Annotated in this window: 13 protein-coding genes; 5 read left to right on the plus strand and 8 right to left on the minus strand. The window is 59.3% G+C overall.

The genetic code is table 11. From position 1 onward, the window contains the following. Positions 1 to 84: 84 nt before the first annotated feature. Positions 85 to 1,431 (plus strand): sigma-54-dependent response regulator transcription factor AlgB, encoded by a 1,347-nt coding sequence (gene algB / locus JSY17_RS11585; RefSeq protein WP_117163909.1) that lies wholly within the window; start codon positions 85 to 87, stop codon positions 1,429 to 1,431. Positions 1,432 to 1,441: 10 nt separating this feature from the next. Further along, the gene (locus JSY17_RS11590) at positions 1,442 to 3,229 is read left to right on the plus strand and encodes a KinB sensor domain-containing domain (protein WP_206402963.1); all 1,788 of its coding nucleotides are present in this window, start codon (positions 1,442 to 1,444) and stop codon (positions 3,227 to 3,229) included. A 2-nt stretch (positions 3,230 to 3,231) separates the two neighbouring features. On the opposite strand, the gene JSY17_RS11595 is transcribed toward JSY17_RS11590, so the two are convergent. From JSY17_RS11595 to JSY17_RS11620, 6 genes are all read right to left on the minus strand, one after another. Further along, complete coding sequence (locus tag JSY17_RS11595) at positions 3,232 to 4,851, minus strand: EAL domain-containing protein (protein WP_206402964.1); 1,620 nt, start codon at positions 4,849 to 4,851, stop codon at positions 3,232 to 3,234. Positions 4,852 to 4,936: 85 nt separating this feature from the next. Beyond that, complete coding sequence (locus JSY17_RS11600) at positions 4,937 to 5,716, minus strand: N-acetylmuramoyl-L-alanine amidase (protein ID WP_117163906.1); 780 nt, start codon at positions 5,714 to 5,716, stop codon at positions 4,937 to 4,939. Between the two features lie 96 nt (positions 5,717 to 5,812). After that, positions 5,813 to 7,867: a GGDEF domain-containing protein gene (locus JSY17_RS11605; protein WP_206402965.1), complete on the minus strand. Its 2,055-nt coding sequence runs from the start codon at positions 7,865 to 7,867 to the stop codon at positions 5,813 to 5,815. Further along, a complete protein-coding gene (locus tag JSY17_RS11610) occupies positions 7,864 to 8,739 on the minus strand; it encodes an endonuclease/exonuclease/phosphatase family protein (protein ID WP_117163904.1) in 876 nt (291 codons plus the stop codon). The genes JSY17_RS11605 and JSY17_RS11610 overlap by 4 nt, the downstream gene beginning before the upstream one ends. Before the next feature lie 12 nt (positions 8,740 to 8,751). Beyond that, the gene (locus JSY17_RS11615; protein ID WP_117163903.1) at positions 8,752 to 9,396 is read right to left on the minus strand and encodes a thiol:disulfide interchange protein DsbA/DsbL; all 645 of its coding nucleotides are present in this window, start codon (positions 9,394 to 9,396) and stop codon (positions 8,752 to 8,754) included. 185 nt (positions 9,397 to 9,581) lie between these two features. Next, on the minus strand, positions 9,582 to 10,196 hold the full coding sequence (locus tag JSY17_RS11620) for a c-type cytochrome (protein WP_117180581.1): 615 nt from the start codon (positions 10,194 to 10,196) through the stop codon (positions 9,582 to 9,584). A gap of 345 nt (positions 10,197 to 10,541) precedes the next feature. On the opposite strand from JSY17_RS11620, the gene yihA reads away from it, so the two are divergent. Then, positions 10,542 to 11,180, plus strand: a complete 639-nt coding sequence (gene yihA, locus JSY17_RS11625) for a ribosome biogenesis GTP-binding protein YihA/YsxC (protein WP_117163901.1) — start codon at positions 10,542 to 10,544, stop codon at positions 11,178 to 11,180. Positions 11,181 to 11,420: 240 nt separating this feature from the next. On the opposite strand, the gene polA is transcribed toward yihA, so the two are convergent. Next, the gene (polA, locus tag JSY17_RS11630) at positions 11,421 to 14,183 is read right to left on the minus strand and encodes a DNA polymerase I (RefSeq protein ID WP_206402966.1); all 2,763 of its coding nucleotides are present in this window, start codon (positions 14,181 to 14,183) and stop codon (positions 11,421 to 11,423) included. 74 nt (positions 14,184 to 14,257) lie between these two features. Here polA and JSY17_RS11635 point away from each other — a divergent pair, with 74 nt between their 5' ends. Together JSY17_RS11635 and JSY17_RS11640 are read left to right on the plus strand one after the other, a co-directional pair. Then, positions 14,258 to 14,542 (plus strand): DUF2782 domain-containing protein, encoded by a 285-nt coding sequence (locus JSY17_RS11635; RefSeq protein ID WP_117163899.1) that lies wholly within the window; start codon positions 14,258 to 14,260, stop codon positions 14,540 to 14,542. A 36-nt stretch (positions 14,543 to 14,578) separates the two neighbouring features. Next, on the plus strand, positions 14,579 to 15,529 hold the full coding sequence (locus JSY17_RS11640) for a homoserine kinase (protein WP_117184727.1): 951 nt from the start codon (positions 14,579 to 14,581) through the stop codon (positions 15,527 to 15,529). A 67-nt stretch (positions 15,530 to 15,596) separates the two neighbouring features. On the opposite strand, the gene JSY17_RS11645 is transcribed toward JSY17_RS11640, so the two are convergent. Beyond that, the gene (locus JSY17_RS11645) at positions 15,597 to 16,532 is read right to left on the minus strand and encodes a zinc ABC transporter substrate-binding protein ZnuA (RefSeq protein ID WP_117180578.1); all 936 of its coding nucleotides are present in this window, start codon (positions 16,530 to 16,532) and stop codon (positions 15,597 to 15,599) included. Positions 16,533 to 16,535: the final 3 nt, after the last annotated feature.

Raw genomic sequence — 16,535 nt, forward strand, 5'->3', positions numbered from 1 at the left:
CACAGAATCAATCAGAATCAACCATGCAACTTGCCCGATGATTCCGACACTAACCAAGATCATTTACTTAGGAGCGTAGGAAAAATGGAGACAGCCACTGAGAATCAGGGCCGTATTCTGCTTGTGGACGACGAGTCCGCCATCCTTCGCACGTTCCGGTACTGTCTGGAAGATGAGGGTTACAGTGTCGCCACTGCCAACAGCGCAGCTCAGGCCGACACCTTGATGCAGCGCCAGGTGTTCGACCTGTGCTTTCTGGACTTGCGCCTGGGCGAGGACAACGGGCTGGATGTTCTGGCGCAGATGCGTATTCAGGCACCCTGGATGCGGGTCGTGATCGTCACGGCCCATTCGGCGGTCGATACGGCGGTCGATGCCATTCAGGCCGGTGCCGCCGATTATCTGGTCAAACCCTGCAGCCCGGATCAACTGCGCCTTGCTACCGCCAAGCAACTGGAAGTACGGCAGTTGTCTGCTCGTCTGGAGGCTCTGGAAGGCGAGATACGTAAACCCAAGGACGGCCTGGATTCACACAGCCCGTCGATGATGGCCATTCTGGAAACGGCGCGGCAGGTTGCCGTGACCGATGCCAACATCCTGATTCTGGGCGAATCCGGGACCGGTAAAGGTGAACTGGCCCGCGCCATTCACGGCTGGAGCAAGCGGGCCAAGAAATCCTGTGTCACCATCAACTGCCCTTCCCTGACTGCCGAGCTGATGGAAAGCGAGTTGTTCGGTCACAGTCGCGGAGCTTTTACCGGGGCCAGCGAAAGCACGCTGGGTCGCGTCAACCAAGCCGATGGCGGCACGCTGTTTCTCGATGAAATCGGCGATTTTCCACTCACGTTGCAACCAAAATTGCTGCGTTTCATTCAGGACAAGGAATACGAGCGCGTCGGTGATCCGGTCACGCGGCGTGCCGATGTACGAATTCTGGCGGCCACCAACCTGAATCTGGAAGACATGGTGCGCAGCGGGCGCTTCCGGGAAGATCTTCTGTATCGCCTGAACGTGATCACCCTGCACCTTCCGGCGTTGCGCGAGCGAAGCGAAGACATCCTGACGCTGGCCGACCGCTTCCTGGCGCGCTTCGTCAAGGATTACGCCCGACCGGCTCGCGGATTCAGCGAGGAAGCCCGTGCCGCACTGCTCAACTACCGCTGGCCCGGCAATATCCGTGAACTGCGTAACGTCATCGAACGTGCCAGCATCATCTGTCCGCAGGAGCGGGTCGAAGTCAGTCACCTCGGCATGGCTGAGGTCCCGACCAACAACGCACCTCGCGTGGGAGCTGCCCTGAGCCTCGATGAACTTGAAAAGGCTCATATCGGCGCCGTCCTGGCCACCAGCGATACCCTCGATCAGGCTGCGAAGACTCTGGGGATCGACTCCTCGACGCTTTATCGCAAGCGCAAGCAGTACAACCTATGAGTTGTTCTGTATGAAGCTGGCAATGAAGTTACGTACCCGCCTGTTCCTCAGCATTTCGGCGTTGATGACGGTTGCGTTGCTGGGATTGCTGTTGGGGCTGGTCAGTGTCATGCAAATGGCCAAGAGCCAGGAGGCTCTGATCCAGGGCAATATCAACAACCTTGAGCTTGGATTGAAGCTGCGGCAGAACCTGGGCGATCAGTTGGTGATCATGATCAGCCCTTCGCCTGACAAGCGCTTGCTGAAGACTTATCAGGATCAGTTTCACGACTTGCTGACCGAAGGCATCGAACGTGATGCGCAAAGCAAGGTGCAGGGCCGATTCGAGAATACGAGCCGCTACTACCAGCGCTTCCTGGAGGCCGCCCAACGCTTCGAGAATGACACACGCGCAATGCACGACAACCCCGAACTGCGGAGCAGCTTCGACGCGTTGCGCAACGACCTGCTGGATACCCACGGCGAAGCCCTGCAGAACATCAGCACGGCCGAAGCCTATTCCCGGGAGCGGGCGCTGTGGATTGCCGGGTTGCTTGGGCTGGTGGGTATTGCCGTGCTGTGCATCGGATTCATCACTGCCCATGGCATTGCCCGTCGCTTTGGTGCCCCGATCGAGGCCTTGGCCAAGGCGGCCGACCATATCGGCCAGGGCAATTATGAAGTGACGCTGCCTATCTCCTCGGCAGCCGAAATGAACCTTCTGACCCGGCGTTTCGGCCTTATGGCCGAGGCCTTGCGTCAGCATCAGGCGACTAATGTCGATGAATTGCTGGCCGGTCAGCAGCGTCTGCAAGCGGTGCTCGACAGTATCGACGACGGCCTGTTGATGATCGACCGGCAGGGTCGCCTGGAGCATTTGAACCCTGTGGCCCAGCGCCAGCTCGGCTGGGACGAGAGTCGTCTTGGACGCGGCCTGGGTGAAGCGCTGGAACATCCCGAGCTGGATGAGCAGTTATTCCTGATCCTGCGTGGCGGGACTCTGGAGCATGCGCCGGAAGACCTGAGCATCGATATCGATGGCGAATCCAGGCTGCTGACCTACAGCCTGACCCCCGTCAGTCATACCAAAGGCCACATTCTCGGTGCCGTGATGGTGTTGCGCGATGTGACCGAGCAACGGGCGTTCGAGCGGGTGCGCAGCGAGTTCGTCCTGCGTGCGTCTCATGAACTGCGCACACCGGTGACCGGTATCCATATGGCCTTCGGGCTTTTGCAGGAGCGCCTGCATTTTGCGGCAGAGTCCCGCGAAGCGGATCTGCTCAATACCATCACTGAAGAAATGCAGCGTCTGATGCAACTGATCAACGACTTGCTGAATTTCTCGCGCTACCAGAACGGCTTGCAGAAACTCAAGCTGGCCCCCTGCTCCATCAAACAGCTGCTCGAAGAAGCCAGAGGCCGTTTCGAGGAACAGGCCCGGTTGCACGACATCACCCTGATGCTGGACATTCAGGAGCCCGTCCCACATCTGCATGCCGATCAGGCGCAACTGGAACGGGTTCTGGATAACCTGCTGGACAACGCGTTGCGCCATACCCCCGAAAGCGGTCTGATCCGCCTGCAGGCTCGCCGTCATGGGGAGCGGGCGATCATCAGTATCGAAGACAATGGCGAAGGCATTCCTTACGGGCAGCAAGGACGGATCTTCGAGCCGTTCGTGCAGGTAGGGCGCAAGAAAGGCGGTGCCGGCCTCGGGTTGGCGCTGTGCAAGGAAATCGTGCAACTGCATGGGGGGAGAATGGGCGTCTATTCACGGCCTGGCCAGGGAACGCAGTTTTACATGGCGCTGCCGACGTAAGATCACGCCACATCATCCTTGCGTCGCCCTGCCCCTCTCCGACCGCCGGTGACCAGTTCGCAGAATCGGGTGGCGGTCAAAGGGCGGGCGAACAGCCAGCCCTGGCCATAGACGACGCCTTCGCTCTTGAGCAGATGGGCCTGGGATTCGAACTCGATTCCTTCGGCGATCACCCGCAATTGCAGGGCGTGGGCCATGCGAATGATATGGGGCGCAACGCCGCTGCTGGCGGCATCGTGCCCCAATGCATCGATAAAGGCCTTGTCGATCTTCAGACAGTCCACCGGCAGGGTTTGCAGATAGGCCAGGCTGCAATAGCCCGTGCCGAAGTCATCAATGAGGATCTGATGACCGCGATCGCGCAGCATTTGCAGGTGATTGCGCGCCACCACCACATCGATCAGGCCTCGCTCGGTTACCTCAAACGCGATCTGGCGAGCTGCGACCTTGTGCAGGGCCAGCAATCTGGCCGTTACGCGCCCAATACGCGGCGCGATGACATCGCATGCCGCCAGGTTCACCGAAACGTACAGATGCGGATTGGCGCGCAATAGCGGCCCGAGCTTTTCCAGCGATTGCTGCAAGACAAAATCGGTGATTTGCCGGATCTGTCCGGTGTTTTCGGCCAGCGGAATGAAAAGGTCCGGGCTGGTCAGCGTGCCGTCCGGCCTGCGCCAGCGCACCAGCGCTTCGGCACCTGCACACAAGCCGGTTTCAAGGTTGAAGATGGGTTGATAGAGAACCTTCAATTCCCCGCGTCGCAACGCCCCCGACAACTCGGCACCCAGGGATTTGCGCTGCTGCATCAATTGCAGGACCAGCGCCGCGATGCACAAGGACATCAACAGGCTGGCGGGCACCAGCAACCACCAGGCTCCGGTGATCTTTACCTGCAAGTCGGTCCGCGGGGTGATCAGCACCAGCTGATACTCCGGGCTTTGCGTGGGCATGCGGTAGATCAGTTGGTTTGCTGTCGTGATCAGCGTGGTGGCGTTGTCCGGCGACCAGCTTTCCACCGGCGGCCAGGCTTGCGCAGGCCCCAGAACCGGTATCGCCCGGGTGCCGTTATCGAGGACCACCAGCAGGCTGCCACCTGCCGGAAGATCCACGACGTCCGTCAGATGTCCCCGCGAGGTCGCTACCCGGAAATCTCCACGGCCCATGACCAGTGCCGCCAGATTGTCGTCCGGCTGGGTCGAGGTGTTGAGCCAGTAATCATAGGTCGGGCCACGAATGTCGGGTTCTCGAAGCTCGCGGAGCACCCTGGGTCGTGGCCAGCTGGAACAGGTACGCGCATCGCCGACATAGGCGGCTTCGTAAATGAAGCGATTGCTGGAGATGACCTCGCGCAGGCGCCCCACCATTTCCGGGCTGCAACGCCTCAGCGGTTGCTGTTCCAGTTGATCCAGCCCGGCCCGCAACTGACCGAAAAGCTGCTCCAGTCGCACGAGAAAACGCTCGCCCTGAGCGTTCATCTGCAGGCTTTCGTTTTGTCGCGCCTGATGCATTGCCAGTCCGAAGCTGCCGAATAAAAAGACAGCCGCGCTCAACAGGGCCGCCAGCAACGCCAGCAGCCAAGGGTGGGAAAAGTGAATGCGAAAGCGCGTTTGCGCGATGAGCATCAGTGGATATCCGCATGGAATATCCATCAGGTATAGCAACAAGCGCGCAAATAGTTTGTTAAAGAACGCTGCCCGCGAGCCTGATCTATTCGACCCGGTTGAGTACCTTCAGGATGGCTGCGCTCTGGATGTCGGGTTGTCCGTCGAAGCGCTCTGGACGGTAATGCATCTGAAAGGCTGCCAGAACGTGGCGTGTAGCGGTGTCCAGCTCGCCGGTCTGAGGCGTGGTGTAACCCAGGCGTGCCAATTGCTCCTGGAACCAGGTGATGCTGGGCAGGTTATCCATCATCTGCGCCTGACGCTGGGCGACCTGCCGTTCGTCCGGCCAGATGCCTATGCCTTCATGGGCCAGTCGCTTCCAGGGGAACAGAGGACCCGGGTCCAGCTTGCGCATCGGAGCGATATCGCTGTGCCCGATGATGTGCCTGGGGTCGATATTGTTGCGTTTGATGATGTCCTTGAGCAGCACGATGATCGACTGGACCTGGCTTTCGGTGTACGGATACCAGAGACGTCCCGTAGGCGTATCGGTATAGCCGGGATTGACGATTTCGATGCCGATCGAGCTGGAATTGAGCCAGGTACGCCCTTCCCATTCACTCTCGCCAGCATGCCAGGCGCGAGCACCCTCATCGACCAGCTTGTAGATCGTCGCCGGGTTGTCGTCGCCTATCAGGTAATGACTGCTGACTTCGCCATGGGTCAACAACTCCAGCGAGCGCTCAAGCGAGGCGGATGTGTAGTGCATGATGACGTATTGAACCCGGCCGTCATGGTTGGCCGAAGGATGGCTGGTATCGAGTTTTGGCCCGCTGGAGCAGGCAGTCAGGACCAGAAGGAGAAAAGCAGGGATGAACAGCTTCATGGCAGTCAGGATACGTCGGCAGCAAATGCAACATCATAACAAAATGCGACCAAATTGCTTCATTCGTGAAACGCCGATGGATTCCAGATGTTTCAGTCACCCCTGCTCGACGCGATTCCTGCCGTTTTCCTTGGCGCGATACAGCGCCTGATCGGCCCGCTTGAGGGCGATATCGCTACGCTCGCCGGTGCGCAAGGCGGTCACGCCCATGGATACCGTGATCGTCACCCGTTCACCCTTGAAGTGAAACGGACACAGTTCGACGGCAGCCCGCAGTTCATCCAGCAGCGTCAGGGCTGTCGAGACGTGGGTGGCAGGCATGAGCATGACGAACTCCTCGCCGCCGAAGCGGGCCAGGAAGTCTGTGGGCCGTATGCGTTTTTTCAGGACGCTGGCCACGATCTTCAGCACCTTGTCACCGGCCAGATGCCCGTAGCCATCGTTGATCCGCTTGAAGTGATCCAGGTCCAGAATGCAAATCAACAGGTTGTTCTTTTCCTGTTGCCATTGCGTCATCTCTTGCTCGAGACGCTCGCCCCATGCCGCACGGTTGGGCAGGCTGGTCAGTGGGTCGATCAGGGCTTTCTGTCGTTGCTCTTCCAGGTGCGTCCTGAAACCCAGGGCTTCCTGCTCCATGCTGGCGACACGGGCGGCGAGGCCTTGCAGGCGTGAGGCGATTTCCTGCTCGCGGTTATCACGTTTACGCTGATAATGATCCATCGTGCTGAGCAGGCCTTCGAGCCGGTTATCCAGTACCTGCTTGAGGCTGGTCAGGTCGGAGGCGTCCTGGACGCTGCTCTGCAATCCCCCTACCTGTTCGCGCAACTGCTCGTTGAGATCGCGAGCGGTGGACTGACTTTCCGCATGATCTTCGCTGGCGGCCTGCAGATGGCTCTGGAACGACTCCAGCCGCTCGTTGAGCTGCTTGAGATAGGTCCCGAATTCCTGCTGGCCGCCGTTATTGATCGCCAGCATCAGAACGGCCAGATCATCGAGGATCGGCAGCAGTTCATACCAGTTGAGCCCGTGTTTGAGGCGTAACTGCATGTCTTCGACTTGCGGGCGATGGTGCTCCGACAAGGTCAGGTCCTTGAGCAGTCCCAGCAAGGTTTCTTCGATATGGGCTGCCACCGAGCTGTAGCTCGGCTCCGGGGAGTGAGGCAGGGAATAGTTGGGATCACCTTCGTCGGCCTCTTGCTCATCGGTCGACGTTTCATCTTCTTCGCTTTCGCTCTCGACCGGAGCCTGCACAACAGGCAGATGCTCGTAAGGAACGGAAGGCGTTGGTGTCAGCAGATCCTGCGGTGGGGCCTGCACTGGCGCCGACGCCACTTTCTCGACGGGCGCGGGTGCGGCGGCTAGCACTTCAACCGGCTTTGGTGCTTCAGCCACGGGCTCAACCACGGGGGTGGGAGCTGAAGCCTCTATTGTCGGCTCGGCTTTTGGCGCTTCAACCTCGACCCTTGGTGCTGGTGCTGGTGCTGGTGCTGACTGTGCTGGCGCAGGTGCGGGCACTGGCGCCGAAGGAAGCTCAGGTGCCTCGTCGTCGCTTTCATGCTCATGCTCGGCAGAAGCTGGCGCAGGCGGATGAGCGCTTTCAGGAGCATGTGCCGCCTCGCCCGGTTCTTCGCGGCTACCGAACAGACGTTGCAGGAGTCCGGGGCGAGGACCTTCTTCGTGCTTTTCCAGCAGGGTCAGCGCCTTGCCCTGCAAACCGCTCAGTTCGCTGAGCAGCAGTGGCAATTCCCGGGCCTGGGAGGCACGGTCTTCCAGATCCTTGGCAAAACGTTTGAGGGGTTTGCGCACTTCGCGGGGCAGTGGCAAGGATTGCAGTTGGGTCACCAGCGCATTCAAAGCGCTGCTGATCTGCCCGACCCGGACTTCACGACGTTGCTCGGAATCCAGCACCGCCTTTTCAAGGCGTGGTATCAGGGCTGCCAGACCCGCATCCATGTCGTCCTTGCGCACGATTTCGCGCATTTCCTTCATGCATTCGTCGACAGACCGGTCGGTACCTTCCGCCGCGAGACTACTGCGGACCAGACCGCGGCGCAGCAAGTCGAGCCGGGCGTTCCAGCGCTCAGCGAGCAGGTCTTGCTGCTCGATACCCTTGAGATACTTCTCTTTCCAGCGCTCGGCTTCTTCGCTCATTCAAGGGGTCCACCAGAGAGCACGGGTAGCGAGTCACCACATAGCGAAGCAGGCAGGCGAATCTCTACAGCAACGGGCAGGTGATCGGAAATGGGTTGGGCCAGTACCTGAACACGTTCGAGCGTCAGTGTCGGGCTGAGCAGAATATGATCCAGACAGCGCTGTGGCCGCCAGCTGGGAAAGGTTGCCTCGACCTGCGGGGCCAGAAGGCCGAGATCGCGCAGCGGCGAATGCTCCAGCAAGTCGTTGGCATGGGTATTCATGTCGCCCATGAGGATCTGGTGACGATAGCCGCCAATCAGTTCCCGGATATAGGCCAGTTGTCTTACACGGGTGCGTGACCCCAAGGCCAGATGCATCATGACCACTACCAGCGCGTCCTCGCCTTCCCCGAAACGTACAAGAATGGCACCACGTCCGGCAGGTCCGGGTAATGGATGATCCTCGATCTTGCCGGGGCGCAGACGGCTGAGCACGCCGTTGCTGTGCTGACCCAGGCGTCCCAGGTTGCGATTGAGTTGCTGATACCAGTAAGGGAAAGAACCGAGGTGGGCCAGATGCTCGACCTGGTTGATGAAGCCCGAACGCAGGCTGCCGCCGTCGGCTTCCTGTAACGCTACCAGATCGAAATCGTTGAGAAGATCGCCGATCTTCTGCAGATTGCCCGCGCGTCCGCCGTGGGGCAGCAGATGCTGCCAGCCGCGTGTCAGGTAATGCCGGTAACGTTCGGTGCTGATACCGACCTGGATATTGAAGCTGAGCAACCGAAGCCGGCCATCGGCGGGCAGTCCGCTTTGCAGCAGATGGTGTTCGTTGACCTGCGGTTCATGCAGGCCAACGACTCGCTGTGTGCCCTTACCCCAGCGGCGCATGGCGAAAGGCTCTTACTTGCCTGCCTTGGCGGCCGCTCGCTCTTTGGCGATCAGTTGGTCGGCAACCTGCAGGGTTTCTTCCGGGCCACCGGAGCTGCCCAGGTCGAAACGGTATTTGCCGTTAACGATCATGGTCGGTACACCGGTCACTTCGTACTTCTTGGCCAGTTCCTTGTACTGGGCAATCTTGCCTTTCACTGCGAAGGAGTTGAAGGTTTCGAGGAACTTGGCTCTGTCGATACCCTGGGTGGCAACGAAGTCAGCCATGTCTTCGGGCTTGGTCAGAGGTTTGCGGTCTTTCTGGATGGCGTTGAATACAGCTGCGTGAACCTTATGCTCTACGCCCATGGTGTCCAGGGTGATGAACAACTGGCCGTGGGCATCCCAGGCGCCGCCGAACATGGCAGGGATACGGACGAAATTGACGTCTTCAGGCAGCTTTTCAGCCCATGGGTTGATGGTCGGCTCGAATGCATAGCAATGCGGGCAGCCATACCAGAACAGTTCAACCACTTCGATCTTGCCTGGCTCGGAAACAGGCACGGCGCTGCTCAATTCAACATATTGCTTACCAGCTTCGATGGGTGTGGCGGCCTGAGCGGACATACCGAACAGACTGGCGGCAACCAGAGCGGCGCTGATGATCAGATTACGCATGCTTTACTCCTGAGCAGATTGAGTCGCCTCGAAGCGACGGTTTTTCGACCGGCCATCAAGACGTGAGTTCTTAGTGTAACGCTGACAATCAAAAAAAAGGGTGGCTCGGGCCACCCTTTTTGCATGTGTCATGAAACACGTCACGCCCTGGCTCGGGAATACCTGCCCGAAGGCCTGCGTACCGATCAGTGCAGACCCTGGATATATTGCGCCAGAGCCTCGATATCCTTGTTGCTCAGCTTGGCTGCGATGGAACGCATGACCATGGTGTCGCCGTCGTTGACCCGGTCGCCTTCACGGAATGCAGTCAATTGTTTCTTGATGTAATCGGCATGCTGGCCGCCCAGATGCGGATAGCCGGCCGGAGCGTTGCCGGTGCCGTCAGGCGAGTGGCAACCGGTGCAGGCAGGCATGCCCTGATCCAGCTTGCCGCCGCGAAACAGGGCTTCGCCACGCGCCACCAGATTGGGGTCGGCGGCACCGACGCTGCCTTTCTGGCTCGCATAATAGGCAGAGATGTCTGCAAGATCCTGATCGTTGAACGGAGTCAGCAGGCCGGTCATTTCCAGTACCGGGCGCTTGCCATCCTTGATCTCGTGCAATTGCTTGAGCAGGTAGCGTTCGCCCTGGCCTGCCAGTTTCGGGAAGTTGGGAGCCAGGCTGTTGCCATCAGGTCCATGGCAGGCACCACACACGGCTGCCTTTGCCTGACCGGCAGCCGCATCACCGGTAACGTCGGCTGCCTGGGTCGCCCCACTGATGCCAAGCGTCAACAGCAGACTCACGAATAATTTGTTCATCAGGTAATCCAGATCGGCTAATGGTGAAAAGTTAGGTAGCAGGTGATTTGCTCATCCCCAGGATGACGGTTCGCAAATGCTGACTACTGCGGTCCTTGCACATTTCACGCGCGGCATTGTTACGATCCTGGCAAAAGGGGCTCCAAAGTCCTCTTGCGCAGTAAAAACCTTTCAGGTTGAAAGCGGACTGCGTTCTAATGCGCATATTAGTTCTCGCTTCAGTGTTCTTCCCCCGCTGTCGGGGAATTCCACACAAAATTTGCGGCATTATATACTCGCGCTACCCAAACGGAAACGACACCTCTTGCCGCACCCCTTGCAGGCAAGGCCTTCACCGGAAATCACATGCAACTCAAGAACCCCATCCTTGGCCTGTGCCAACAGTCCACTTTCATGCTCAGCGCCGCCAAGGTCGATCAGTGCCCTGATGACGAAGGCTATGAAGTCGCGTTTGCCGGGCGTTCCAACGCGGGCAAGTCCAGCGCGCTCAATACGCTGACCCACGCCAGTCTGGCGCGTACCTCGAAAACGCCGGGGCGTACGCAACTGCTGAACTTCTTCAAGCTCGATGACGACCGTCGTCTGGTGGACCTGCCCGGCTACGGCTACGCCAAGGTGCCGATCCCGCTCAAGCAACACTGGCAGCGTCACCTGGAAGCCTATCTGGGCAGCCGTGAAAGCCTGAAGGGTCTGATTCTGATGATGGACATCCGTCATCCAATGACCGACTTCGACACACTGATGCTGGACTGGGCAGTCGCCAGCCAGATGCCGATGCATGTCCTGCTGACCAAGGCCGACAAACTGACCTATGGCGCAGCCAAGAACGCGCTGCTCAAGGTTCAGTCGCAGATCCGCAAGGGCTGGGGCGAAGCGGTCACCATCCAGCTGTTCTCGGCACCAAAACGCATGGGCCTTGAAGAAGCCTATACCGTTCTGGCCGACTGGATGGAGCTGGAAGACAAAGCGCCTGCCGAAGGGTAAATCGCAGGCAAAAAAAACCCCGGACTTCATATGGGGAGGGGGGAAGTTCGGGGTTCAAGGTCCAGATCCTTAGGGCGGGATCCGGATATCTGCCAACACTTAACACAACTAGGAGCATGACGGGTTTTTCAACCAATCGGAGTCTCTGACTGGCTTCGGACCGGTTAAGTTCCCAACCTGTCGAAATGTTCATGTTGGCGATGCGCGGGCAAGCCTGGGTTCAGGCTTGCCCGACAGCGGTCAGTGCGCCTCGTCCCAGTTGTTGCCCACGCCCACTTCAACCAGTAGCGGCACGGCCAGTTGCGCGGCGCTGCTCATGTGCGGGCGAATCTGTTCGCTGATCTGCTCGACCAGATCCTCGTGCACTTCCAGTACCAGTTCGTCGTGGACCTGCAGGATGACGCGGGCATCGAGACGCGACTCTTCCAGCCAGTCGTTCACCGCAACCATGGCTTTCTTGATGATGTCGGCGGCTGTGCCCTGCATCGGCGCGTTGATTGCCGTGCGTTCGGCTCCGGCGCGTTTCATGCCGTTGTCGGAGTTGATATCCGGAAGGTAGAGCCGACGCCCGAAGAAGGTTTCGACATAGCCTTGCTCCTTGGCCTTCTCGCGAGTGCGCTCCATGTAATCCCGCACGCCAGGGTAGCGAGCGAAGTAACGTTCGATATACGCCTTGGCCTGCTTGCCATCGACGCCGATCTGTCGGGCCAGGCCTGATGCGCCCATGCCATAGATAAGTCCGAAGTTGATGGCCTTGGCGCTGCGGCGCTGATCGCTGGTGACCTGATCCAGTTCTACCCCGAATACTTCGGCCGCTGTCGCACGGTGCACGTCCAGGCCATTGCGGAAGGCATCCAGCAGCCCTTCGTCGCTGGCCAGGTGCGCCATGATCCGCAACTCGATCTGCGAGTAGTCCGCTGCCAGCAGTTTGTAACCCGGCTGGGCAATGAACGCCTGACGAATCCTGCGTCCTTCTGCGGTACGCACCGGGATGTTCTGCAGGTTGGGCTCACTGGACGAGAACCGTCCGGTGGCTGCGCCCGCTTGGTTGTAAGAGGTGTGAACGCGCCCGGTCCTCGGGTTGATCTGGCCTGGCAGGCTGTCGGTGTAGGTGCTTTTCAGCTTGCTGATCGAGCGGTACTGCAACAGCAATGTGGGAAGCTCATGGCCTTGCTCGGCCAGCTTGACCAGCACATCTTCCGAGGTCGAAGGCTTGCCCGTGGGCGTTTTACCCAGAATCGGCAGCTTCAGTTTTTCATAAAGGATTTTCCCGAGCTGGGTCGTGGAACCCAGGTTGAACTCCTTACCCGCCAGCGCGAACGCCTGACGCTCCAGTTCGACCATGGTATTGCCCAGCTCGACACTTTGAATGCCGAGCAGATTGGCATCCACTTTGGCACCTTCGCGTTCGATTTTCGCCAGCACCGGCACCAGCGGCATTTCGATTTCGGTCAGAACGCGGGCCAGCTCAGGCTCGGCTTCCAGTTTTGCAAAAAGGGTCTGATGCAGGCGCAAGGTCACATCGGCATCTTCAGCCGCATAAGGGCCGGCCTGCTCCAGAGCTATCTGGTCGAACGTCAGTTGCTTTTTGCCCTTGCCGGCAATGTCTTCGAAGCTGGTGGTCTGGTGGCCGAGGTACTTCATCGCCAGGCTGTCCATATTGTGGGCAGTGGCTACGGAGTTCAGCACGTAGGATTCCAGCATGGTGTCGAAGGCAACGCCGCGCACGGTAATGCCATTTTCCTGAACGCCGCCAATGGCGCAGTTGGCCAGGATATTCATGTCGAACTTGGCGTTTTGCCCGACTTTCAGGATGGCCGGGTCTTCCAGCAGCGGTTTGAGGGCCAGCAGCACGGTGTCGCGGTCCAGTTGCTCAGGCACGCCCATGTAGGAGTGGGTCAGCGGGATATAGGCGGCTTCCCCGGCCTTGACGGCAAACGACAGGCCGACCAGTTGCGCCTGCTGGGCATCCAGACCGGTGGCCTCGGTGTCGAAGGCGATCAGGCTGGCGGTGCGCAGTTTTTCCAGCCAGACGTCGAAGCGGGTCTGATCGAGGATGGTTTCGTAGTTCAGTTCGACTTCGGAGACCACTTCTTCCTTGACGATTTCCACGCCGGCACGTTTGGCTTGCCGCTGCAGATCCTCAAGCCAGCTCTTGAATTCAAGCTGGGTGTAAAGCTCGGTGAGCTTTTCCAGATCAGGTTCGCCCACCTGCAACTCGTCGAGGGTGATATCCAGCGGCACATCGACCTTGATGGTCGCCAGCTCATAGGACAGAAACGCCATGTCGCGATGCTCTGCGAGCTTGGGTGCCAGGGTCTTGGCACCCCGGAAGGCCATGCCCGCGACCAGATCGAGGTTTTCATAAAGCTCTTTCAAACCGCCGCCGACACCCACCAGCAGGCCCACGGCCGTTTTTTCGCCTACGCCCGGAACGCCGGGGATGTTGTCGACTTTATCGCCCATCAGGGCCAGATAATCGATGATGTGCTCGGGACCGACGCCGAACTTTTCTTTCACGCCGGGGACATCCAGCACGCTGCCGGTCATGGTGTTGACCAGCGTAATGTGGCCGTCGACCAGTTGCGCCATGTCCTTGTCGCCGGTGGAGATGATTACGGGACGATCTGCCGCCGCACTACTGCACGCCAGGGTGCCGATCACGTCGTCAGCCTCGACACCTTCCACACACAGCAGCGGATAACCCAGCCCTTTGACGCAGGCATGCAACAGGTCGACCTGGACGCGCAGATCGTCCGGCATGCTTGGGCGGTTGGCTTTGTACTCGGCGAACAGATCGTCCCGGAAAGTCCCGCCCTTGGCATCGAAAACCACGGCAAACGGGCTTTGCGGGTACTGCCGGCGCAGGCTCTTGAGCATGTTCAGCACGCCCTTGACGGCACCGGTCGGCAAACCTTTGGACGTGGTGAGAGGTGGCAGCGCATGGAAGGCGCGGTACAGGTAAGAAGAACCGTCCACCAGGACGAGGGGCGCTTGGCTCATGAGCAGAATCAACCTTTTCGGCGGGGTCGGCGCTAGAATGCGCGGACCATTGACGACAAAGGGACAAGGTTATCATGCGCACGGCAAATCGACTGTTGTTGGCTGGGTTGTTGGTATTTTGTCCCCTGGTGTCTGCAACTGAGGATTCTCCTGCGGACGCTCCAGACGTTACCATCCGCACCGACGGTGACAAGACCATTCAGGAGTACCGCCAGAACGGATTTCTTTATGCCGTGAAAATCACGCCCAAGAATGGAAAACCTTATTTTCTTGTGCGCGCCGATGGTACGAGTCCCAATTTCATCCGTTCGGACCAACCGGACATGCTGATCCCCCAATGGGAAATATTCAGCTGGTAACCTTTTAAATTCACTTATTTTGCTGGCAGTCCTGATATGTCCGTTTTTACCCCACTGGCTCGGCCCGAGCTGGAAACATTTCTTGCCCCCTACGGGCTCGGCCGTCTGCTCGACTTTCAAGGCATTGCCGCAGGTAGTGAAAACACCAATTACTTCATCAGCCTGGAGCAGGGCGAGTTCGTCCTGACCCTCGTCGAGCGGGGTCCGATTCAGGATTTGCCGTTCTTCATCGAGCTGCTGGATGTACTGCACGACGCCGACTTGCCGGTGCCTTACGCCTTGCGTACCACCGACGGTCAGGCGTTGCGCGAGCTGGCGGAAAAACCGGCGCTCTTGCAGCCGCGCCTGCCGGGCAAGCACATCAGCGAACCCAACACCCAGCATTGCGTGCAGATCGGCGAGTTGCTCGGCAACCTGCATCTGGCAACGCGCGCAAATGTTCTGGAACGCAAGACCGATCGTGGTCTGGACTGGATGCTCAGCGAGGGCACGAACTTCCTTTCGCACCTGGGCGAGCCACAGAGAACACTGCTGGAAAAGGCCTTGCAGGAGATCGAAGCGCTCAAGCCGCAGATCATGGCGCTGCCACGGGCCAACCTGCACGCCGACCTGTTCCGCGACAATGCCCTGTTTGAAGGCACGCACCTGACAGGCTTGATCGACTTCTACAACGCCTGCTCAGGGCCGATGCTTTATGATCTGGCCATCGCGTTGAACGACTGGTGCTCGCATGAAGATGGCCAGATCGACCCGGTACGCGCCCGAGCATTGCTGGGTGCCTATGCAGCCTTGCGGCCTTTCACGGCGGCTGAAACGAAGCTCTGGGCAACCATGCTGCGCGTAGGTTGCGTGCGCTTCTGGCTGTCGCGCCTGATCGCAGCCGAATCCTTTGCCGGGCAAGACGTACTGATCCATGACCCGGCAGAATTCGAAAAGCGCCTTGCACAGCGCCAGGACGTTCACCTGCCCTTGCCGTTTGCCCTGTAAACGCTTGTGAGGCAGCTTGCTGGCAACAGTCGCCAGCAAGCTGCCTCTCACTACCAAACCGGTGGCGCTACAGACTTTCCAGGCAACCCGCCAGATCATCACCCAGCTTTTGCAGTACTTGTTCGTAACCCTGAGCGGTGGCGGGTGTGTAGCCGCCGAGGGCGTCCAGTTCGGCCAGCTTGACCGGTAAGCCTGTCGTCAGGGTTTCGGCCAGGCGAGGGCGCAATGGTGGCTCGCTGAACACGCAGGTCTTGCCGACTTCTTTCAAGCGTTCGCGCATGGCAGCGACATGCTGGGCGCCCGGCTGGATTTCGGCGGCGACGCTGAACACGCCGGTGTGCTTGAGTCCATAAGCCTCTTCGAAGTAGTCGAAGGCTTCGTGGAAGACGAAGTACGGTTTGCCCGCCACAGCGCTGACGCGGCTCTTGATCCGGGTATCCAGAGCATCGAGGCGCTTGGCGAAGGCTTCGGCGTTGCTCTTGTAGCGAGGAGCGTTGTCGGGGTCGGCGGCCCCAAGGTCGGCAGCCATCTTCGCGGCAATCACTCGTGCGTTGACCGAGGACAGCCACAGGTGCGAGTCCAGGCTGCCCGGACGGTGGTCATGGTCGTGCTCTTCTACGCCATGGTCATGATCGTGATCGTCATGTGAAGCATTGTCAGCCTCGAAATGACGCAAATGCATGCCGGGCAGGCTCTGCACGGCAACCGCTGGCAGCTTGCGCCCCTGAATGACACGCGGCAGGAAGCTCTCCATATCCGGGCCGATCCAGTAGAGCAGTTCGACCTCGTTCACACGCCGTACGTCGGATGGACGCAAGGCATAGTGATGCGGCGACGCGCCGGGCGGCAAAAGGACTTCAGGTGTACCCATGCCATCCTGTACGGCAGCTGCAATCAGCTGCAATGGCTTGATGCTGGTCAGGACCCGAACCTCGGCCTGGGCGGGGGCGGCAGCCAGCCAACTGGCCGACAAAACGACAAAAAGGTTAAAAAGACGGCGCACTTG

This window comes from Pseudomonas capsici (assembly GCF_017165765.1).
GTDB lineage: Bacteria > Pseudomonadota > Gammaproteobacteria > Pseudomonadales > Pseudomonadaceae > Aquipseudomonas > Aquipseudomonas capsici.